The sequence below is a fragment of the Mesorhizobium sp. CA5 genome (assembly GCF_020165105.1).
GTDB lineage: Bacteria > Pseudomonadota > Alphaproteobacteria > Rhizobiales > Rhizobiaceae > Mesorhizobium.
This window is the reverse complement of record NZ_JAIUHJ010000029.1, coordinates 39606-59837: the sequence shown is the minus strand read 5'-3', so window position 1 is coordinate 59837 and position 20232 is coordinate 39606. Positions and strand designations below refer to the sequence as shown.

Below are 20232 nucleotides of genomic sequence, written 5' to 3'. Positions count from 1 at the left end.
ATCAACTCACTTTCCAGCCACGCTCCGAATTGCCCTTGATGCCGACGGGATCCTGGTTGAGACATTTCGCGACCTCGACGAACAGGCCGGCCAGAAGATTCCGGTCAGTCTTGACGTTGCTTAGATCGGAAAAGATCTTCTCCATCAGCATTTGAGCGCTTTCGTTCTTCTGCTTGATTTCCTCGCGCAGCAAATGGTCGCTTCTGCTCATGCGATCCGCGAATTCACGCTCGAGCTCGCTCAATTGGTCCGACAAGGCGCGCACCTGCTTTTCGAGCGCCTGGTTTTGATCGCGAAGATTGCGGTCGATCTCCTTGTCGGCCTCGGCGCGCGCATCCTTTTCGTTGCGCAACTGCGTCGCCAGCGAGTCGACCTGCTTCTTGGCATTCGACTCGTAGGTTTCAAGATTGCGCTTGGTTTCGGACTCGACATCCTTGAAGCGTTGCAGGAACCGCTCTTCAAGCTTGGAGAAACGGCGGTCGTAGTCCTGCATCTGATTGCCGAACAAAAGATCGCGTATCTTGTCGACACCTGGAGCATCACCGCCGGCCCCGCCCTCGCGAGCCTGGGAGGCCATGAAGTTCAGCCCGTTTCCCTCTGCATTACCTATCAGATTTGCGTCCGCTTTACTTGCCGAAGAAGCGGCACTCGAAGATTCCTTCGCCATTTCTGTGCCCCAATTACCCACTGCAACATTAGGAGATGGTAAACTATGTCAGACAAATACCAAGCCCGCAAGACGGAATCCGTTGGTTTGACCCAGCCGAACGCCACGTCACCGACGTGGCAATGGAAGTTGGAGCGATTCCATCTTAAAAGCGGCCGCGACTTAGCGATCAAACCGGCAGGCGCGGGGTCGTCGAAGCAGTGTGACGGTCCGCAATCTCTGCGCTCACGGGCGTTCAACCGCAAGGCGATCAACCGCGTAACGACGGCGGCAGCGCTCAGGGCCGGCAGCCAAAGATGGAAAATCGGGGATGATCAATACCAGCGAATGGTGCAGGTTCTTCATGATCCGTGGCAAGCGGGCAACTGAGCGGGTGCGGCTCCCGCTTCAGCATATGGACCCCTTGAGGAATACAAATTGAAAATTTTGCCCTCATGTTTCACAACAGGTCGGTGGGCTCGCGAGGGTGGTTTCGAATCCAGCGGGTCGTCCCCGGTTCTCAACGCGAGAATTCTGAAAGACGTTCAATAATGACGCAGCACGTACAAGACGCTCGAATTCTCATGTATAGCCACGACACGTTCGGGCTCGGCCACTTGCAGCGCTGCCGGACGATCGCGCATTCGCTGGTCGAGGATTTCCGCGGACTTCAGGTGCTGATCATTTCAGGCGCGCCTATCGCCGGCGCCTTCGACTATCGCGCCCGTGTCGACTTCGTGAAGATCCCCAGCGTCATCAAGTTGCGCAACGGCGAATACACCTCGCTGGAAAAGGATATCGATCTGCATGAGACGCTCAGGATGCGGCAGTCGATCATCCGCCACACAGCCGAGACCTTCCGGCCGGAAATCTTCATCGTCGACAAGGAACCGCTCGGCCTGCGCGGTGAGATCGAGGACACGCTGTCCTACCTCAAGACGCGAGGTACCACGCTCGTGCTTGGCCTGCGCGAGGTGATGGATGCGCCGCATCTGCTCGAAGCAGAGTGGGCACGCAGGGATGTGATGCGCAAGATAGGCCTGTTCTACGACAAGGTCTGGGCCTATGGCCCGCCGGATTTCTACGATCCGTTGACCGGCTTGGATGTGCCGCCGGCTGTCAGGGCAAAGATGCGGTTCGTCGGCTTCCTGCAACGGAGCCTGCAGCGGAATGAGTTGCCCGGCCACCGGCCCGAGGGCGAGTATATCCTCGTTACCACGGGGGGCGGCGGTGACGGCGCGGAACTGATCCACGACGTCATCGATGCCTATCAGCAGGACCCGCAATTGCAGCATAGGGCGCTGATCGTGCTTGGGCCTTACATGCCGGCGCGCAAGCGCAACAAGCTGCTCAAGAAGGGGTCCAAGATCCCCTGCGTCAAGATGATCGAGTTCGACAACCGCATGGAAGACCTGATTGCCGGCGCCAAGGCGGTAGTGGCAATGGGTGGTTACAACACCTATTGCGAGATACTGTCTTTCGACAAGCCGGCGCTGATCGTGCCGCGCGTCGAGCCCCGCCAGGAACAACTGATCCGCGCTCGGCGCGCAGCCGAACTCGGCCTCATCGAGATGCTTTTGCCGGACGAAGCCAAGGATTCCCAGCGGTTTGCCGATGCACTGGTGGCGCTACCGGACCGGCCCCGCCCATCCCAGAGCAATCCGCATCTGAGGCTGGAAGGGCTGCCTCATATTTCCGAAATCGTTGCAGAACTGCTCGATCGGCGGGCCAGCCCTCACCTTTCGGTCATTGAGGGAATGAGCTGAGTTGCAACGTCGCAAGATCGTCGTGGTTCTGAAGGGCTATCCGCGGCTGTCGGAAACCTTCATCGCGCAGGAACTGCTCGGTCTGGAGCGCGCGGGATTCGACCTGATACTCGTCGCGCTCAGGCGGCCGACCGACGCAAAACGCCACCCCGTGCATGACGAGATCAAAGCGCCCGTCCATTATCTGCCGGAATATCTGCATCACGAGCCGCTGCGCGTGGTTCGCTCGCTGTTTGCCTATCTGCTGCGGCCGGGGTTCTGGCGCGCGCTCGGATCGCTGGCTGCCGATATCCCCCGCGACTTTACGCGCAATCGCGTGCGCCGCTTCGGGCAAGCGCTCGTGCTGGCGGCCGAATGGCCGCAAGACGCGGGATGGCTGCATGCACATTTCGCGCACACGCCGGCCTCGGTGACGCGCTATGCCAGCCTGCTTCGTAGTCTGCCCTGGAGCTGCTCAGCCCATGCCAAGGACATCTGGACTTCGGCGGACTGGGATCTGGCCGGCAAGCTTTCCTCGGCGCGCTGGACGGTCACTTGCACGAAAACCGGCTTCGACCGTCTGAACGAACTCGCCAATGGCAACTCGTCCGTGCATCTGAGCTACCATGGGCTCGACCTTGATCGCTTCGGCAGTTTCGGCGAGGCGCGAAAACAGCGGGACGGCTCGGCGCCGGACGAACCGGTCATCATTCTGAGCGTCGGGCGCGCCGTTGCAAAGAAAGGTTACGATACCTTGCTGGAGGCCCTTGCCCTCTTGCCTGGCGATTTGGCGTGGCGTTTCGAGCATATCGGCGGCGGCGAGGAACTGGAACGGCTCAAGGCGCTGGCGCAAAAGCTCGGACTGGATGGACGCGTCTCCTGGAAGGGCGCGCTTGCGCAAGAGGAGGTGCTTGAGCACTACCGGTTCGCCGACATCTTCGCCCTGGCCTGCAGGATCACCGCAAATGGCGACCGGGACGGTCTGCCGAATGTCCTGGTGGAGGCGGCCAGCCAGCGGCTTGCCTGCGTGTCGACCGATATTTCCGGCGTGCCGGAGCTTTTATCGCCGGATGAAACCGGGCTGCTGGTTCCGACGGAAAACCCAATTGCCCTGGCAGAGGCGCTGGAGCGCCTGATCCGTGATCCCGTGCTGCGCGCCCGCCTCGGCGACGCCGCGGAGCAGTGCGTGCGCTGCAATTTCGACCATATGGCTAGCATTGGACAGCTCAAGGAACTGTTCGAGCGGGAGTGGCGGGCCGCCGAATGAAGCGACTGCGCGCTTTCTTCTATGTCCAGCACCTCCTCGGTATCGGCCATCTCGCGCGCGCCAGCCGCATTGCGGCGGCGCTGGTCGATGACGGGTTTGACGTAACCGTGGTGACTGGCGGAGCGTCGATCGCGGGGTTTCCAGGACTGGGTGTAAAATCTGTGTCCCTGCCACCCGTCACCTCCGGTGATGAAGGATTTTCCGGACTTGTCGACCTGCAGGGCAAACCCATCGACGATGATTTCAAGAAACGGCGTTCAGGAATGCTGCTGCAGGCATTCCTGGATTGCAGGCCTGATATCGTCATTGTCGAGGCGTTTCCATTTGGACGCCGGCAGATGCGTTTCGAACTCTTGCCGCTGATCGAGGCCATCGACGCGACGTCGCCCAGGCCGCTGCTGGTGACGTCCGTCCGTGATATCCTTCAGGAGCGCGTCAAGCCGGGCCGAAATGAGGAAACGGTTGATCTCATCAACAGGCATTTCGACCTTGTCATGGTCCACGGCGATCCGGCTTTCGCAACCATCGACAAGACATTTCCGCTGGCTGGGGCAATCAGGGCCGAGGTCACCTACACAGGGCTCGTTGCCGCGCCGCCATCGCCCGCGGCCACCGAGCGCTTCGACATTCTGGTGTCGGTTGGCGGCGGGGCTGCCGGAAGGGGCCTTGTCGGTTCCACCATCGCAGCGGCGCGGAATGCCAACAATGGCTGGAAATGGTGTTTGATCACCGGCCCCAACCTGCCGAAAGACGAGTTTGACGCGATCGCACGCGATGCCACGCCGGGCCTGTCCATCTTCCGCTTCCGCGAGGATTTTGCCAGCCTGCTGACCGGCGCCCGCCTGTCGGTCTCGCAAGCGGGTTACAACACGGTCTGCGATGTCCTGCGCGCGGGTTGTCGCTCCCTGCTCGTGCCGTTTGCAGCCGGCGGGGAAACCGAACAAACAGTTCGCGCCCTGATGCTCGAAGAACTCGGGCTTGCAACGGTGCTCATGGAAAAGGACCTGACGCCTGAAGGTTTGGCGCAGGCGATCGAACAGGCGCTTGTGGCACCGAGGCCGTCAGCGCATTGTCTCGATCTGGAAGGGGCGCGTCACTCGGCGCAAATCCTGTGCGAGCGGCATCGAACACGGTCCCTAAAATGAGGCCCGGTCTCGGAATAGGACATGATCAAGCAGATGGCGGGGCCTAAAGCGCGTCGCGCTGAACCGGATTCAGGCGCCGCGCTTTAAGTCTTTGTTTTGATGCATGTCGTTGTCCTAAAACCGCTACGCGCTTTTGGGCGAAATGCATCAAACAGTTCCAATTAGCATGAAGCGCGAATAATTTTTTGTCGGTAGTTCGCCAGAGAATCGTATCTCCCGCAGCGCCGCCATTGCTTCGAGAGCTGCAAGTGAAGCCACGCAGTTGATGTGCGTCGGCTCGCTGAAATAGTCATTTGATTGCAGCAGTACATTCGTGCCCCGCGGAAGCAGGGCAAGCCAGGCACGCAGATCGGCTATGTGCTCGCAGCTCGTATTGACTATCAGATCGGACGGCCCGGCCGCATAGTCGAGTGCGTACATATCTGCTGTTAGCGCCCGGAACCGGCCGCCGGCTTCCCGGTTGAGGGTCCGGGCAACTGGCGCGACTTCGGGATCGATGTCGATGCTATCGACTGCCGCAATATCGAAGCGGGGGTCGTTGAAAAGCATTGCCGGCAATATGCCGTACCATCCGCCCAGAACCCATATGCGCCCGAAGCGCCCGCCGCAGCTTTCGAACAGCCTGTCGAGCGCCCACATCTTGCAGGCCACCTGCTTGTGGTTGAAGGCGTTGGCGATGTCGGCCTTCGGATGTTTGGCGATGACGCGCGCCAGCCCTGCCACGAGAGGGTGGTTGACATAGGCAGCAATTCCCCGCGTGAGGTCCAAGGCCTGCTCGTGCCCGTTCATGCCGGCATTGCGCGGTTGCGTGACATCCATCATATTCGCCTTGTACGTTGGGATTTCGGGCGACACAACGCAATCTTGCCCCGCCAAGCCGCCTCGCAGGCTTCGAACATGTCGCCGGTGATGATTGCCGATGCGCCGTCCACCAGCTGATGCTTTTACTTTGTTCTTTAAACTGAAGGTCCACAGTCGCATATGGAACCCAGCCTGGCTCGCTATATCTGGACCCACACCAAGAAGCAGCAGCTCTGGATATTGGTTATCGTCTTGCTTTCGATGATCCCGTATTTCATGTCCTTTGACCTGCCGAAGTTGATTGTCAACGGCCCGATCCAAGGTCGCGGCTTCGAGCAGCCGGGCGCGACCCAGCCATTCATGAGGCTACACTATAACCTGCCGTTCATCGGAGAGGTCCAGTTCTTTCCTGGCTTTCAGCTCGACCGCACGACGACGCTGCTTGCCCTGAGCCTTGTGTTCCTCCTGCTGGTCATCATCAACGGCCTGTTCAAATTCTACATCAACACCTACAAGGGCCGCCTCGGTGAACGGATGCTGCGCCGTATCCGCTTCGAACTGGTCGATCGTGTGCTGCGGTTTCCGCCGCGTTATTTCAAGCGCGTGAAATCCGCCGAGGTGGCAACCATGGTGAAGGACGAGGTGGAGCCGCTGGGCGGTTTCATCGGCGATGCTTTCCTGCAGCCGGTGCTGCTCGGCGGCCAGGCGGTGACGGCCATGCTGTTCATCGTGGTCCAGAACTTCTGGCTCGGAATGATCGCCGCCGTGATCGTCTTGATCCAGATCGTGCTGATCCCGCGAATGCGGCGGCGGCTGATCGTGCTCGGGCGCAAACGGCAGTTGACGGCGCGCGCGCTATCGGGCCGCGTCGGCGAAATCGTCGACGGCATCGGCGCGGTTCACGTCCATGATACGTCAAACTACGAGCGCGCCGACATAGCTGCCCGGCTCGGGCTCATCTTCAAGATCCGCTTCGATCTTTACCAATGGAAATTCATGGTGAAGTTCCTCAACAATTTTCTCGCGCAGATCACGCCCTTTCTGTTCTACATGGTCGGCGGGTATCTGGTCATTCAGGGGCGGTTGGACGTCGGTCAGCTCGTGGCCGTGATCGGCGCCTACAAGGACCTGCCCGGACCGATGAAGGAACTGATCGACTGGGATCAGGACCGGCAGGATGTCCAGGTCAAATACCAGCAGGTCGTCGAACAATTCACCGTTGAGGGTCTCATTGCGCCGCGAATCGGGGCACTGACGATCGACGATCCCGGTCCGATGACCAACCCCCTGTCGGCGATCGGTCTGTCCATGGCAGACGATGGCGGTGCAATGCTCCTCGACCGTATCTCTCTCCAGGTCAAGCCCGGTGAGACGGTGGCGCTGGTCAGCACCTCAACAGGTGGAGCGGAGGCGCTTGCAGAGGCCTTCGCGCGGCTGAACTGGCCGGAAAGCGGAAAGGTCGCTTCGGGTGCCGACGACCTGCTTGAACTCCCCGAAGCAGTGACCGGCCGGCGCATGTCCTATGCCTCGTCGGACGTTTTCCTGTTCCAGGCAAGCCTCCGCGACAATCTGCTCTACGGGTTGAAGCATGCGCCGCTGACATCGGTGACTTATGACGGTGCCGCGGCGGACCAGCACCGCTGGAACATCCACGAGGCGCGCCGGTCGGGCAACCCAGACCTTGATATCCACAGCGACTGGATCGACTACGCTTCCGTCGGCGCTACGGGCCCGCACGACCTCTTTGAAGCCGTGCGCCAGGTGCTCGACGCGGTTCTTCTGTCGCGCGACATTCTGGATCTAGGCTTGCGTTCTTCGGCCGACCTCACGCGTCACACGGAGCTTGCCGGGCGGATCGTCGAACTGCGTGCGGCGCTGCGAACCCGGCTGGAACACGAAGGATTGAACGGACTGGTGGTTCCTTTCGAACCGGGCGCCTACAATAAGGAAGCAACGATCGGCCAGAACCTGCTCTTCGGCGCTGCCGCCGGCCCGGAGCTGGCCGACAGGGCTCTGGCGGCAAATCCCTATTTTGCTTCCGTGCTGAGGCAAGCCGGCCTCGATCGCACGCTCTACGAAATGGGCTTGGAGATCGCCGAACAAGCGATCGAGCTGTTTGCCGATCTGCCGCCCGATCACCAGTTCTTCCAGCAGCTCGCCTTCATGAGCGCCGAGGAGATACCCGCCTACGAAACCTTGCTGCAACGGCTCAAGAACCGTCCCTACGAGACGGTCTCGGAGAACGACCGCGCCATGATCGTCACGCTGAGCTTTGCCTATATCGAGCCACGGCATCGCTTCGGCCTGCTCAGCGACGAATTGATGAACAAGATCGTCGCCGCACGCAACCGGTTCTATGAAGGCCTGCCGCCCGAGCTGCAAAATGCGGTCGAACGCTACGATCCTGCCAAATACATTGCCGCGGCTACGGTCATGGACAATGTCCTGTTCGGGCGTCTGGGTAGCAACCATCCCGACGCGCCGGACCGCATACGCTCCATCGTCTATGACATTCTTGATGAATTGGGGCTTTATGCCGAACTGCTGGATGTCGGTTTGGACTTCAACGTCGGCGCAGGCGGCAGGCGGCTGACCGCTGGGCAGCGACAGAAGCTCGATGTTGCCCGAGCCCTGCTCAAGCGGCCCGATTTTCTCATTCTCAACCGGCCGCTGTCGGCGCTCGACCAGCGCGTACAGGAGAAGGTGCTGCGAAACGTGCTCGAGGAGGCCAGACGCGACGGCCGTTCGCCGGCAATTGTGTGGGTCGTGACGAATCCGGCAATGGCGATGATGTTCGATCGCGTTGTCGTCTTCGACTCGGGTCGTTTGGTGGAAGACGGACCACACGAGACGCTTTTGGCGGGGAGCGGTATTTTCAAGGAACTGCTGTCATAGAGCCCGGACATTCAGATGGGATCGTTCCGCCGATGGGAACTTGCTGCAAGCTCAAGAGATTAAGGTTTCCAACTGATCAGGCCGCCACGTTCGCGCGGTTCGTCCCGCTATCCGCAAGCAGAATTGATTCCATCTGGATGTCGGTTGTTCTAGTCTGGCAGACGTGAATTTTGGGAGGTTTGCGACAATGCTGCTCAAGGATGAGGTCGGAATGCTGCAACGCGTTCCCTTGTTCTCTGGCATCGAGCCGGCAAAGCTCAAGCTGCTTGCGTTCACATCTGATCGCGTAAGCTACAGCGCCGGCCAGATCCTTTTCCGGCAGGGCGACGAGGGAGACGCCGCCTATGTCATCCTTTCAGGCAAGGCCGATATTCTGGTCGATTCCGAGAGCGGACCGATAAAAGTTGCCGAACTGCTGCCAAATTCGATCGTTGGCGAGATCGCCATATTGTGCAACAGCTCCCGCACGGCCACCGTCAGAGCCGCAAGTCCGGTGGAAGCCTTGAGAATTCGCAAGGATCATTTCCTGAGGCTTATGAAGGAGTTCCCGGAAATGACCGTCGAGATGGTTCGGGTTCTCGCCGATCGCCTAAGCCATACGACCGCGGATCTGATCGACGCACGAAGCGCCAAATAACGAATGATTTGCGCCGATCCTTGCCGTCGTGATGGCACTGACCTCTCATGGACAAGGTCATCAGGAGGAAACCTGTCTCGCCTAGCAGCAGTTGTTTGGCTACGATGGCCTAGGGGACTATGAAGGGCTTGCATGGACGACGACGTTTTCCTGGTCAGGTTTTGGGGCGTCCGCGGCAGCATTTCGGTATCGGGGCCAGACTTCTCCCGCTATGGCGGCAACACGATCTGCATTGAGATGCGATGCGGCAAGCATACGCTTCTGTTCGACGCCGGCTCCGGCTTGCGGCCTGCCGGCTGGGCGCTTCGGGCGTCGGGCGTGACCGATTTCGACCTGTTTTTCACCCACTGCCATTATGACCACATCATCGGGCTGCCGGCATTTAAGCCGATCTATGACCGCAGCGTCAAAGTCAGGCTTTGGTCCGGGCATCTTGCAGGACGCATGACGACCCGACAGATGGTCGATGAGTTCATGCGGCCGCCTTGGTTTCCGGTGAGACTGGACGTCTGCAAGGCAAGCCTCGACTATTGCGATTTCGTGTCAGGAGACGTGCTTCGGCCGCGTGAAGGGGTAGTGATCCGAACCGGCAGTCTCACCCATCCCGGTGGCTGTATAGGCTATCGGGTCGAATGGGGTGGCCGCGTCGTGGCGGTGATCACAGACACCGAACATGAGTCGGGTAAACTCGATCAGGCGGTGCTCGGCCTAATCGAAGATGCCGACCTCGTCATTTACGATTGCGCCTACACCGAGGAGGAAATGGAACGCTACCGCGGGAACGGGCACTCGACATGGCAACAGGGGGTCAAGCTCTGCGAGGCGGCCCGTGCGCGGGAGCTTGCGCTGGTTCACCACGATCCGGCGCGCACCGACGAGGAACTGGACGAGATCGAGAAACTGGCCAAGAACAGGTTTGCCGGCTCTTTTGCGGCGCGGGATGGTCAGACGCTCGAATTTCCAGTCTTATCGCACAAAGCGGGCTGAGCTATTTTCCTCTGCTGGCGCTGCGCCCGATCAATGTCCTGATCGGAAGCCATGCGCAGGCTTCAGTCTGTGCGGTGACGGTGAACAGGCGTTCGAGGAAAAGCCAGGCCGATTCATCATGGACGAGATGGTGGGTGAGCAGGCCGACCGGTTCGCCGCCGTCGAATGCATGCCGCAATTGCGCGGCGACGGCCTGAACCAATAGGCCATGATCGCGGCAGCCGCGCGTGCCATGCCAATCCATGATGTCGACATTGCTGTTGATGACCGCCAGCGAAGCCGGCTTCGGCGGCCCAAAGACCGACAGTGCCAAAAATCCTATCGACCCAAGGTCGGATACCAAGCCGGCGTCGATCCTGTTCCAGGGTGGCACCAGCATCGGAACGGCACGTGCGCCGTGCAAGCCGGTTATGCGAGAGAGCCCGCGAGCCAGATCATCGAGCACCGCCTCGGGTGGCCGATGCGGCCCGAGTTCCTGCTTTTTCTGGTCCTCGGGCGCATGATTTCGGTGCGCCCAGCCATGGATGGCGACCGTGGCATGCGGCGCCTCGTCAAGCCGGACGACAAGCTTCTCATCAGTCAGGGCTGGAATGACGGCCAGAGCGACCGGAACCCCGAATTCACTGGTGAGGTCGAGCAGCCGATCAAGCGCAAGCGTCGGATCCACGGCGTCATCGTCGCGCAGCCAGAATTCTGCCTTGCGGTCCGCCCGTTGCCAGCGCGCCAGTTCTTCCACCAAGGGTTGCCAGATCGGATCGGATGTCATGAGACCGGGATCTTCGCAAGAAGTTCGGCCAGACGCGCCGCCGCCGTATCGAGCGAGCGCTCCTCGAGGATGAAACGTCTGGCTTCTGCGGCCATGATGGTTCTTTCGTCGTTACGGGCCAGAAGCCTTTCAATGGCAGAAGCGAACGCCGTCACATCGCCCGGCGGGGTGAGGAACCCGGCCTGGCCATCCCGCACGACCTCCGGCACGCCGGCGATGTCCTGAGCCACCACCGGAAGGCCGGCGGCCTGTGCTTCAAGATAGGCAACACCATAGGCCTCGCCGAAACCCGGCCAGACGTAAATTCCCCCACTGTAGAGGACATCCGGCACGGCGGTCGGCTCAATCGCGCCAAGCCATTCGATACGGTCGGCGGGCAAGCCGGCGAATTGCGCTTTAACCTCGTCACGGGCAGGCCCGTCCCCGACGACCGACATGGTCCAGCGCAGGTGACCGATCGAGCCGAGCGCTTGCGCCAGCATGCGATAGCTTTCGAGTTTGTCGCCCCGGCGCATCATGGCGATGGTAACAAGGCGCGTCGGACAACCCCGTGCCGGCATTTCACGGAATGCCGATGTGTCGATGAAGGGCGAAAGCGTGCCGAAAGTGGCGCCGGGTACCGCATCCGCCAGTCCCTGGCGGTCCCTTTGCGTGAAGCAGATGTTCAGTGCCGCCTGTTCGACGGCTCGCGTTACCAACGCTTGCGTATCACCCCACAAACCGGCGTTGCGCCGCCTCGAATAGGAGGCTTCCGCCGTCACATAGGGGACAGCAAAGGCCGCCGCCAGCTCGGGCCCGATCAGGTCGGGTGCCTTGTAATAGGGATGATAAGTGAACCAGAGATCGGGCTTGCCGTCACGATCCCAAAGCCTTGTCAACCTCGCGGCTTCCTCTCGGGCCTCGATCTTGAGCGCATCGAAACTTTTCGGCTCCGGTTCGCGTAGGTAGAAGCGCAATTCGGATGCCAGTTCGACGCTATACCCTCCATGCTCCAGCGCCTTGATCAGCGTCCGTGCCATCTGGCGATCGCCTGAGGCAACGGGATCATTGGGTGACTTCAGCGGCGCGTAGAAGGCAATTCGCATTGCCGAACCCTATCATCGGAAAGCCGGCGCAAGTCAATTTCGCAGCATGATCGACTTCACCCTTCAAGCAATGGAATGTGCTATCTGATGCCCATGGAAACAGCTGCCGCGTCCGACCCGTTTGTGGCTTCTCTGCCGGTTTTCGCAAAGTTCGAAAGCGTTGCCGATATCGACAACTATCGGCCTCTCCCCGATGACTGGGCGCTGGCCGCCGCAGACATTGTCGGCTCGACCAAGGCGATCGAGGCTGGGCGCTATAAAACCGTCAATATGGCCGGCGCCAGTGTCATTTCGGCGCTGCTGAATGCGCTGGGTCGGCAAGATCTTCCCTTTGTGTTCGGCGGCGACGGCGCGCTCGTGGCGTTTCCAGGCTCGGTCCTGGAGATCACGCGCAACGCGCTGGCGGCTGTCCAGAGATGGGTGGCGGACGAACTGGACCTGACCTTGCGTGCCGCAATCGTGCCGATAAAGGATATAAGAGCGCAAGGTCTCGACGTTCGCGTGGCGAGGTTCCAAGCCTCCGAAGCGGTCTTCTATGCCATGTTCGCCGGCGGTGGTGGCAGTTGGGCGGAAACCGAGATGAAAGCCGGGCGCTACCGCGTCGATCCTGCGCCGGCCGGCGCGCGGCCGGATCTGACCGGCCTCTCCTGCCGCTGGAACCCGATCGAAGCACGGCATGGCGACATCGTCTCGATCATAGCCATACCGGGTCCGTCGCGCGACTTGCGCGGTTTTCAGTCTCTGGTTTCCGACATCATTGCCCTTGCCGGCAGGCAGGAACGCGATGGCCATCCAGTGCCGGTGAACGGGCCGGCCTACAGTTTTTCGCCCGCCGGCTTCGATCTCGAGGCGAGGGCCGTGGCGCCGGCAGGACGGCGGTGGTTGTCGAAGCTGTGGATATTGTTCCTGCTGACGCTAGCGGCCGTTGCCGATCGATTCGGGTGGACGATCGGTCGTTTCGATCCGAAGGTCTACAAACGCGACGTGGCCAGCAATTCGGATTTCCGGAAGTTCGACGACGGCTTGAAGATGACCATCGACGTTGACTCGGACGTCTTGCAACGGATCGAGAACCGGCTGAAACAGGCGGAAGAGGCGGCCATCTGCACCTATGGGCTGCACCGCCAGAAATCGGCCTTGATGACATGCCTCGTCGCTTCGCCGCTGCAGCGCGACCACCTTCATTTCATCGATGGCGCGGCCGGCGGCTATGCGAGGGCTGCCGCAAGCCTGAAGGCGAAGGTGCCGGTTTGATGACGGCTTGCGGAAACCGATCTTCCGCAATATGCCTCGGCCATGGTCCTTGAGACCAAGTGAGCCTCGCCACGGGAACGGACAGCCTGTCCGAATTGACGGGAAAGCAGATTTTTGGACGCCTCACGATCGATATATGACCATCTTCTAAACCGGATTTCGACGCGCGCTGCACAAGTCGGCGTGATCGGACTGGGCTATGTCGGATTGCCGCTGGCGGTTGCGGTCGCACGCGCCGGCTTCCCGATTTCGGGCTTCGACATCGAAGCCCACAAGGTCGAGAGCCTGAACAACGGCCAATCCTACATCGAGGCGGTGGCGTCGACAGCCCTTGCCGGCCAGGTGGCGAGCGGACGGTTCCGCGCCACTGCGGATTTTGCGGAACTGGCCGTCTGCGAGGTCATCATCATCTGCGTTCCGACACCGCTGACGAAAAACCGTGAGCCGGATCTCTCCTTTGTCAGGAAAACGGCAGGCACCATTGCGAAGCATCTGCGTCCCGGCCAGCTGGTCGTGCTGGAATCGACCACCTATCCCGGCACCACCGATGACGTGATCAAGCCCATACTGGAAGAAACCGGCTTGCGGTCGAAGATAGACTTCTTCCTCGGCTTCTCGCCCGAACGCGAGGATCCCGGCAACCGCAGCTTCGAAGTCGCGACGATCCCTAAGGTCGTGGCAGGCGACGGCATTGAAGCGGCGACGCTCGTGCAGGCTTTCTACCAGGGCGTGGTCAAGACCGTCGTTCCGGTTTCCACCACGGCGACCGCCGAGGCGGTCAAGCTGACGGAAAACATCTTCCGCTCGGTCAACATAGCACTCGTCAACGAGTTGAAGGTCGTGCTCGGTGCGATGGACATCGACATCTGGGAGGTGATCGAGGCGGCAAAGAGCAAGCCCTTCGGCTACATGCCGTTCTATCCTGGCCCCGGACTTGGCGGGCACTGCGTTCCGATCGATCCCTTCTACCTGACGTGGAAGGCGCGCGAATACGAACTGCCGACCCGCTTCATCGAGCTGGCGGCAGAGATCAACACGGCCATGCCACGTCATGTGGTCGATGAACTGGCGAAGGCGCTGGACCGGCGCTGTGGTAAGGCGCTCAGCCGCTCGCGCATTCTCATCGTCGGGCTCGCCTATAAGAAGAATGTGCCCGATATCCGCGAAAGCCCCTCATTGCGGCTCATTGAACTCATCGAGGAATGGGGCGGCAAGGCGGAGTTCCACGATCCGCATGTTACCGAGATACCGACCACGCGGGAGCATATGGCGATCAAGGGGCGCCGCTCGGTCGAATTGACCGAGGCGGCTCTGAAGGATTTCGATGCTGTCGTCGTTGCAACCGACCACGACGCGATCGACTATCAGACGATCGCCGATCACGCCCCTCTGATCGTCGACACACGCAATGTTTTTGGCCGCCTCGGGCTGGACCGAGAGACAGTGCTAAAGGCCTGACGGCATCTGAGCCGGCGAATTTCTTGTGCGGTGTCAGGATCGTGGTTGCACTCCGTCGGCTGACTCGCCACATAACGCCACCGAATACAGATGCATTTATGCCTTCCCCTTGGCCGCAAGGATAGTCATCCGGGATATTCTTCGCCGCTTTTGCCGCCGAGGCCGGCCTTGTTGACTTCGGGTGTCTTATCGTTGGGTCGTTGACGGACTGTGTTATGGCAGATCAGAGGATAATGGTTCCGTCTTCCGACGGGTTTCGAGATAGCATGAGCACATCGTACGCAGAAATTTCCACCATTCTCATGGATAAGGTTGCCGATTGGCTGAACGAATCGGCGCTGGCGGGCAACGACCTGGAAACATTGGTAAATGGCTTTTGCGAACGGCTGGCTGCTGCCGGCCTGCCGCTGAAGCGGGTGCATTTGAGCTTCTCGATGCTTCACCCGCTCTATGACGCGCTTGGCTTCACCTGGGTTCGCGGCCAGGGCATGGAAGTGGAAGGCTTCCGCAAGGAGGCCGGTGTGCCGTCTGAGAGATTCCTGACCAGCCCATACTACCATCTGCTCAGCAATAAGCTCGACCATCTGCGACGCCGGCTCGACCCGTCGGTGGTGTCGGAGTTTCCTGTTTTCGATGACCTCCGGCTTATGGGCATCACCGATTACATGGCTTTCGTCCATCCCTTCAGCGGCAACGCCAGTCAGGGCATGATGGGATCTTGGTCGACTGACAGCGCCGCGGGCTTCAGCGACAGCATGATTTCGGCGCTGCTGCGCATCCAGAGCCATCTCGCTATCGCCACCAAGATGGCGGTGCTCACCAAGCTCGCCGACAACATGATGACCACCTATCTCGGCGGCGACGCTGGCAGGCGCGTTCTTGACGGCCAGATCAAGCGCGGCGAGGGCGATACAATCCGGGCCGCACTGGTAATGGGAGATATGCGCGGGTCGTCGAGGCTCGCCGAAACCTCCGGCCGCGAAGTCTATATCGATACGCTGAACCAGTTTTTCGACGCCGTTGCCGCACCTTTCAATCGCAACGGCGGGCAGATCATGAGTTTCATCGGTGATGGCTTCATTGCCGTCTACCCTTGCGAAAGGCACCGTTCGCAGTCCGAGATCGCCTGCCAGGCTGCGCTTGCGGCCGCGCACAAGGCCAGCGCGCGCATGATGGATCTCAACCTGCGCCGAAAGGAGCAGGGGTTGTCAGACATCAAATTCGGTATCGGCCTGCATGTCGGCAATGTGATGTTTGGCAATGTCGGGCTTAAAGACCGGCTCACATTCTCTGTCTTCGGCTCGGCTGTGAACGAGGTCCAGCGCCTGCAGACCCTGACCAAGAAATATCCGCACAGCGTTCTGGCCAGCAAAGACTTCGCCGGCTATTGCGGCGCCAACAGCTGGCTGACGCTCGGCCACGAGGAACTGGCTGGCATCAAGCAGAAGCTGATGGTGCTTTCACCCGATCTGTCGGGAGCCCTCGTACCCGATGAAGACGGTGCGCCGGAGCCGATTCACGACCGAAGATCGGACGCCGAGCAGGTCATGCTGCTTCATCGCGATGCCGCGCGGATGGCGGCGGGCGACCCGAGTAAGCTCCAGTAAACCGCCGCGATCTGGCCCGATCGCCTTTGGTAGCCAGTTTGGTCGTCGGTTCCGCCACTGGCGACCGCTTCGAATCCAAGTTGCTCTGCGCTGACAATGCGCTAGTCTCGCTTTCTGGAGAGCTGCCAGAGTGGGGCTGGTGTGAGAATGAATTCGAGTGTCGATCTGCTGCGGATCGAAGACGTTGGCATCTCTTTTGCCATCATGGGGGGGCCGTTGCATGCCGTCAGGCGCGCAAATCTTCGCGTCCTGCCCGGTAAGGTTACCGCGCTTGTGGGCGAGTCAGGTTCCGGTAAATCGGTTCTCAGCCAAGCCGTGATGGGCATTTTGCCGAACACAGCCCATGTTCGCGGCCGGATCCTGTTCTCCGATCCTGAAAAGCCCGGCACGACGCAGGATATTCTCAAGATGTCGCGTGATGGGCCCGAAATCCGGGCGTTGAGAGGCAGCCGCATCGGCAAGATCTTTCAGGAGCCGATGACATCGCTGTCGCCGCTCCACACGATCGGCAACCAAGTCAGCGAATCCCTGCAGATTCATACGCCCATGGCTCGGGCGGAGCGCAAGGCGCGGACCGAGGAAATGCTCAGCCTCGTCGGCTTTCCCAATCCCAAGCGCGCCTATGACATGTATCCCTTCGAACTTTCTGGAGGATTGCGTCAGCGCGCCATGATCGCCATGGCGCTTATCTGCCGGCCCGCCCTGTTGATCGCCGATGAGCCGACGACGGCGTTGGACGTCACCATCCAGGCGCAAATCCTGCAATTGCTGCGCGGGCTTCAGACCAAGCTGAACATGGCGATGCTGCTGATCACGCACGACCTCGGCGTGGTCGCCAATGTCGCCGACGAGGTGGTGGTCATGTACCATGGCGAGATCATGGAGGCGGGACCTGTCGAGGCGATATTCCGCCGGCCAGGCCATCCTTACCTTAAGGGCCTGATGGCAGCCGTTCCGCATTTCGACCTGAAGCCTGGCGAAAGGCTAAAGGCGCTACGCGAGGTGCCGGTGAATGTCGGAAACCTGCTCGGCAAGCAGACCGCGCCGGCATCGGAGGGGCCGGACGACATCCTGCTGTCGGTCAGGGATCTGACAAAGACCTTCACCATCCGCAAGTCCGGATGGTTCGGCGGGGATCATCAAACCTCTGTTCGCGCCGTCGACGGTGTGAGCTTCGAGATCAGGCGAGGTGAATGCCTGGGTCTGGTCGGCGAAAGCGGTTCCGGCAAAACCACCGTCAGCAAGATCCTCATGCGGGCCGTCACTCCCAGCGGTGGTTCTGTGATCTTCAACAGCCGCGAGGGACCGATCGACGTCCTGGCAGGCGAGGGAGAGGCCTTGCACATGCTGCGCGCGAAAATCCAGATGGTCTTTCAGGATCCGGTTTCGTCGCTTTCACCTCGCATGACGGTGGAGAACATCTTGAGCGAGCCGCTGGAAATCCATCAGCGCGGCAATGCCGCGTCCCGGTTAGCCATGGTCAAGAACCTGATGCAGGCAATCGGGCTCGATCCGCGCTTTATCAAACGTTACCCGCACAGTTTCTCCGGCGGGCAGCGTCAGCGCATCGGCATCGCGCGCGCGCTAGCGCTGGGGCCTGAACTGCTAATCTGCGACGAGCCGGTTTCGGCGCTCGACGTCTCCGTCCAGGCGCAGATCCTGAACCTTCTGAAGGATCTGCAGAAGGAACTGGGACTGACCTACCTGTTCATATCCCACAACCTGGCGGTGGTGGACTACATGGCAGACCGCATCGCCGTGATGTGCGGCGGGCGTATCGTCGAGCTTGCGCCGCGCGAAATCCTGCTCAGGAAACCGATCCACCCCTACACGCGCTCACTGGTCGCCGCAGTGCCTTTCCCCGATCTCGACAGGCCGATGGATTTCAAGACGCTGAAGCTCAGCGGCGCTTCCGACAGTAGCGCCTGGGGACCGCAATTCCGCGACGAGGGCAGCGACGATATGCTATCGCCGCTCGATCTTGGCGGCGGCCACCTCGTGCTGGCCCGGCGTTCGGCCGATGTCAGCGAGCTGCGCCATTGATCAGCCGGCGCACCGTCCTCGGACTCTTGGCTTCGGCATTTGTGCCGAGCACGTTGCACGCCGGCGATCTGGAGCCAGAATTTCTTCAGCCGCTGCTGAAGGCCCTGGCGCTGCCGGCACTCGCCAAACGCCTGCCCAAGAGCCCGCGCGTGGTGAACCTCGCTGCAATGGGCCGGCAGCCCGGCCAGTATGGCGGCACGCTGCGCACGATCATCGGCAGCCAGAAAGATATCCGGTTGATGACCATCTACGGATATGCTCGCCTGGTCGGCTATGACGAAAAGCTCAACCTGCAACCCGACATTCTCGAAAGTTTCGACGTGGCGGACGATCGCGTCTTCACTTTCAAGATACGGGAAGGACATAAATGGTCTAACGGCAGCCTGCTGACGCCGGAGGATTTTCGCTATTGCTGGGAAGATGTCTGGCTGAACGATGAGCTTACGCAAGGCGGGCTCCCCCCGACGCTGCTGGCGGACGGCAAGCCGCCACGCTTCGAGATCGTCGATCCGCTGACGGTCCGCTATAGCTGGGATGCGCCAAATCCCGACTTCCTGCCCAAGCTCGCTGCCGCTTCGCCGCTATCGCTTGTTCTGCCGGCCGCCTATCTCAAGCAGTTCCACAAGAAATACCAGGATCCATTCCGGCTCGCCGGCCTGATGGAGGAGAACAGGGCCAAGAAATGGACGCTCCTGCATATCCGCATGTCTCGGCAGTATCGCCCGGAGAACCCGGAACTGCCGACGCTCGATCCCTGGCAGAACCGGACCAAGCCGCCGGCCGAGCAGTTTGTCTTCGAGCGAAACCCGTTCTTTCATCGAATAGACGAGAATGGCCGGCAACTGCCCTATGTTGACCGGGTAATCATGAATGTGAGCTCGTCGGCGATCATCTCCGCCAAGACCGGTGCCGGCGAGAGCGACCTGCAATGTATGGGAATTGACTTTGCCGATTACTCCTTCCTGAAGGATGCGGAGAAGCGCTACCCGGTGAAGATGCATCTGTGGAAACGCACACAGGGTTCGCGGCTGGCGCTGCTGCCCAATCTGAATTGTGCCGACCAGGTGTGGCGTGGCCTTTTTCGTGACGTGCGCATGCGTCGCGCACTTTCGCTTGCTGTGGACAGGCGCGAGATCAATTTGGCGGTGTTCTACGGATTGGCGCAGGAAAGTGCCGATACGGTCCTGCCAGAGAGCCCGCTCTACCGGCCGGAATTCGCGAAAGCCTGGGTAGCCCATGATCCCGACCAGGCCAATGCGCTGCTCGATGAGGTCGGGCTTCAGACGCGTGACGGTGACGGCTTGCGGATACTTCCTGACGGACGCCCGGCGCAAATCATCGTGGAAACGGCCGGCGAAAGCACACTGGAAACCGACGCGCTCGAACTCATCACCGATCACTGGCGCGAGATCGGCCTCGCCCTGTTCGTCCGGACTTCGCAGCGCGACATCTTCCGCAGCCGCGCGCTTGGCGGCGAGATCATGATGTCGATATGGTCGGGCATCGACAATGGCGTGCCGACCGCCGATATGAATCCGTACCAGTTGGCTCCCACCATGGACGACCAGCTGCAATGGCCGCTCTGGGGTGCTCACTACTTGTCTCATGGCAAGGTCGGTGAGGCGCCCGATCTTCCGTCTGTCGTCGAGTTGATGGCTTTGCTCAAGCGCTGGAACGCTTCGACCGGAGCCGCTGAGCGCGCCGAAATCTGGAATTCAATGCTGTCGATCTACACCGATCAGGTGTTTTCGATCGGCACGGTGAACGGAACGCATCAGCCGATTCTGGCGTCCTCGCGGCTGCGCAATCTGCCTGACAAGGCGCTCTACAGCTACGACCCGACCGCCTATTTCGGTGTCTATATGATGGACACATTCTGGCTTGGAGAGTCCTGAG

The 20232-nt window shown here is 60.5% G+C and carries 16 protein-coding genes; 12 read left to right on the top strand and 4 right to left on the bottom strand.

Features of this window, described 5'->3' with window-relative positions; translation table 11 throughout:
• Position 1 precedes the first annotated feature (1 nt).
• Positions 2–688 carry a hypothetical protein gene (locus LB529_RS26925; RefSeq protein ID WP_224712787.1) on the bottom strand — a complete coding sequence of 229 codons (687 nt, stop codon included), beginning with the start codon at positions 686–688 and terminating at the stop codon, positions 2–4.
• A gap of 24 nt (positions 689–712) precedes the next feature.
• Between LB529_RS26925 and LB529_RS26920 the strand changes: the two genes are divergently transcribed.
• From LB529_RS26920 to LB529_RS26905, 4 genes are all read left to right on the top strand, one after another.
• On the top strand, positions 713–1036 hold the full coding sequence (locus LB529_RS26920) for a hypothetical protein (RefSeq protein WP_224712786.1): 324 nt from the start codon (positions 713–715) through the stop codon (positions 1034–1036).
• Between the two features lie 161 nt (positions 1037–1197).
• Positions 1198–2412, top strand: a complete 1215-nt coding sequence (locus LB529_RS26915) for a glycosyltransferase family protein (RefSeq protein WP_095765770.1) — start codon at positions 1198–1200, stop codon at positions 2410–2412.
• Between the two features lies 1 nt (position 2413).
• Positions 2414–3658, top strand: a complete 1245-nt coding sequence (locus LB529_RS26910; RefSeq protein ID WP_224523651.1) for a glycosyltransferase — start codon at positions 2414–2416, stop codon at positions 3656–3658.
• Positions 3655–4803 carry a glycosyltransferase family protein gene (locus tag LB529_RS26905; protein ID WP_224712785.1) on the top strand — a complete coding sequence of 383 codons (1149 nt, stop codon included), beginning with the start codon at positions 3655–3657 and terminating at the stop codon, positions 4801–4803. The genes LB529_RS26910 and LB529_RS26905 overlap by 4 nt, the downstream gene beginning before the upstream one ends.
• 147 nt (positions 4804–4950) lie before the next feature.
• On the opposite strand, the gene LB529_RS26900 is transcribed toward LB529_RS26905, so the two are convergent.
• Positions 4951–5625: a class I SAM-dependent methyltransferase gene (locus LB529_RS26900; RefSeq protein WP_411962587.1), complete on the bottom strand. Its 675-nt coding sequence runs from the start codon at positions 5623–5625 to the stop codon at positions 4951–4953.
• Between the two features lie 159 nt (positions 5626–5784).
• Between LB529_RS26900 and LB529_RS26895 the strand changes: the two genes are divergently transcribed.
• The 3 genes from LB529_RS26895 (at position 5785) to LB529_RS26885 (ending at position 10123) form a co-directional block, all read left to right on the top strand.
• Complete coding sequence (locus LB529_RS26895) at positions 5785–8499, top strand: ABC transporter transmembrane domain-containing protein (RefSeq protein WP_224712784.1); 2715 nt, start codon at positions 5785–5787, stop codon at positions 8497–8499.
• 187 nt (positions 8500–8686) lie between these two features.
• The gene (locus tag LB529_RS26890) at positions 8687–9136 is read left to right on the top strand and encodes a cyclic nucleotide-binding domain-containing protein (RefSeq protein ID WP_095765767.1); all 450 of its coding nucleotides are present in this window, start codon (positions 8687–8689) and stop codon (positions 9134–9136) included.
• 132 nt (positions 9137–9268) lie between these two features.
• Complete coding sequence (locus LB529_RS26885) at positions 9269–10123, top strand: MBL fold metallo-hydrolase (protein ID WP_140846255.1); 855 nt, start codon at positions 9269–9271, stop codon at positions 10121–10123.
• A 1-nt stretch (position 10124) separates the two neighbouring features.
• On the opposite strand, the gene LB529_RS26880 is transcribed toward LB529_RS26885, so the two are convergent.
• Positions 10125–10889 (bottom strand): polysaccharide deacetylase family protein, encoded by a 765-nt coding sequence (locus LB529_RS26880; protein WP_224712783.1) that lies wholly within the window; start codon positions 10887–10889, stop codon positions 10125–10127.
• Positions 10886–11974, bottom strand: coding sequence for a glycosyltransferase family 4 protein (locus LB529_RS26875; protein WP_224712782.1), 1089 nt, complete (start codon positions 11972–11974; stop codon positions 10886–10888). Before LB529_RS26875 ends, LB529_RS26880 begins: the two co-directional genes overlap by 4 nt.
• 75 nt (positions 11975–12049) lie before the next feature.
• On the opposite strand from LB529_RS26875, the gene LB529_RS26870 reads away from it, so the two are divergent.
• The 5 genes from LB529_RS26870 to LB529_RS26850 all read left to right on the top strand — a co-directional run bounded on the left by LB529_RS26870 (position 12050) and on the right by LB529_RS26850 (position 20231).
• The gene (locus LB529_RS26870) at positions 12050–13228 is read left to right on the top strand and encodes a DUF3095 domain-containing protein (protein ID WP_224712781.1); all 1179 of its coding nucleotides are present in this window, start codon (positions 12050–12052) and stop codon (positions 13226–13228) included.
• A gap of 114 nt (positions 13229–13342) precedes the next feature.
• Complete coding sequence (locus LB529_RS26865) at positions 13343–14686, top strand: nucleotide sugar dehydrogenase (protein ID WP_140846259.1); 1344 nt, start codon at positions 13343–13345, stop codon at positions 14684–14686.
• A gap of 266 nt (positions 14687–14952) precedes the next feature.
• Positions 14953–16293 carry an adenylate/guanylate cyclase domain-containing protein gene (locus LB529_RS26860; protein ID WP_095765761.1) on the top strand — a complete coding sequence of 447 codons (1341 nt, stop codon included), beginning with the start codon at positions 14953–14955 and terminating at the stop codon, positions 16291–16293.
• A 147-nt stretch (positions 16294–16440) separates the two neighbouring features.
• Complete coding sequence (locus LB529_RS26855) at positions 16441–18336, top strand: ABC transporter ATP-binding protein (RefSeq protein ID WP_224712780.1); 1896 nt, start codon at positions 16441–16443, stop codon at positions 18334–18336.
• Positions 18333–20231, top strand: coding sequence for an ABC transporter substrate-binding protein (locus LB529_RS26850; protein WP_224607076.1), 1899 nt, complete (start codon positions 18333–18335; stop codon positions 20229–20231). Before LB529_RS26855 ends, LB529_RS26850 begins: the two co-directional genes overlap by 4 nt.
• Position 20232: the final 1 nt, after the last annotated feature.

Bases quoted from the DNA above. Each gene is read 5' to 3' on its own strand.
- LB529_RS26920 (WP_224712786.1), top strand. From the start codon at position 713: ATGTCAGACAAATACCAAGCCCGCAAGACGGAATCCGTTGGTTTGACC.
- LB529_RS26915 (WP_095765770.1), top strand. From the start codon at position 1,198: ATGACGCAGCACGTACAAGACGCTCGAATTCTCATGTATAGCCACGAC.
- LB529_RS26905 (WP_224712785.1), top strand. From the start codon at position 3,655: ATGAAGCGACTGCGCGCTTTCTTCTATGTCCAGCACCTCCTCGGTATC.
- LB529_RS26900 (WP_411962587.1), bottom strand. From the start codon at position 5,625: ATGATGGATGTCACGCAACCGCGCAATGCCGGCATGAACGGGCACGAG.
- LB529_RS26895 (WP_224712784.1), top strand. From the start codon at position 5,785: ATGGAACCCAGCCTGGCTCGCTATATCTGGACCCACACCAAGAAGCAG.
- LB529_RS26890 (WP_095765767.1), top strand. From the start codon at position 8,687: ATGCTGCTCAAGGATGAGGTCGGAATGCTGCAACGCGTTCCCTTGTTC.
- LB529_RS26885 (WP_140846255.1), top strand. From the start codon at position 9,269: ATGGACGACGACGTTTTCCTGGTCAGGTTTTGGGGCGTCCGCGGCAGC.
- LB529_RS26880 (WP_224712783.1), bottom strand. From the start codon at position 10,889: ATGACATCCGATCCGATCTGGCAACCCTTGGTGGAAGAACTGGCGCGC.
- LB529_RS26875 (WP_224712782.1), bottom strand. From the start codon at position 11,974: ATGCGAATTGCCTTCTACGCGCCGCTGAAGTCACCCAATGATCCCGTT.
- LB529_RS26870 (WP_224712781.1), top strand. From the start codon at position 12,050: ATGTGCTATCTGATGCCCATGGAAACAGCTGCCGCGTCCGACCCGTTT.
- LB529_RS26860 (WP_095765761.1), top strand. From the start codon at position 14,953: ATGAGCACATCGTACGCAGAAATTTCCACCATTCTCATGGATAAGGTT.
- LB529_RS26855 (WP_224712780.1), top strand. From the start codon at position 16,441: ATGAATTCGAGTGTCGATCTGCTGCGGATCGAAGACGTTGGCATCTCT.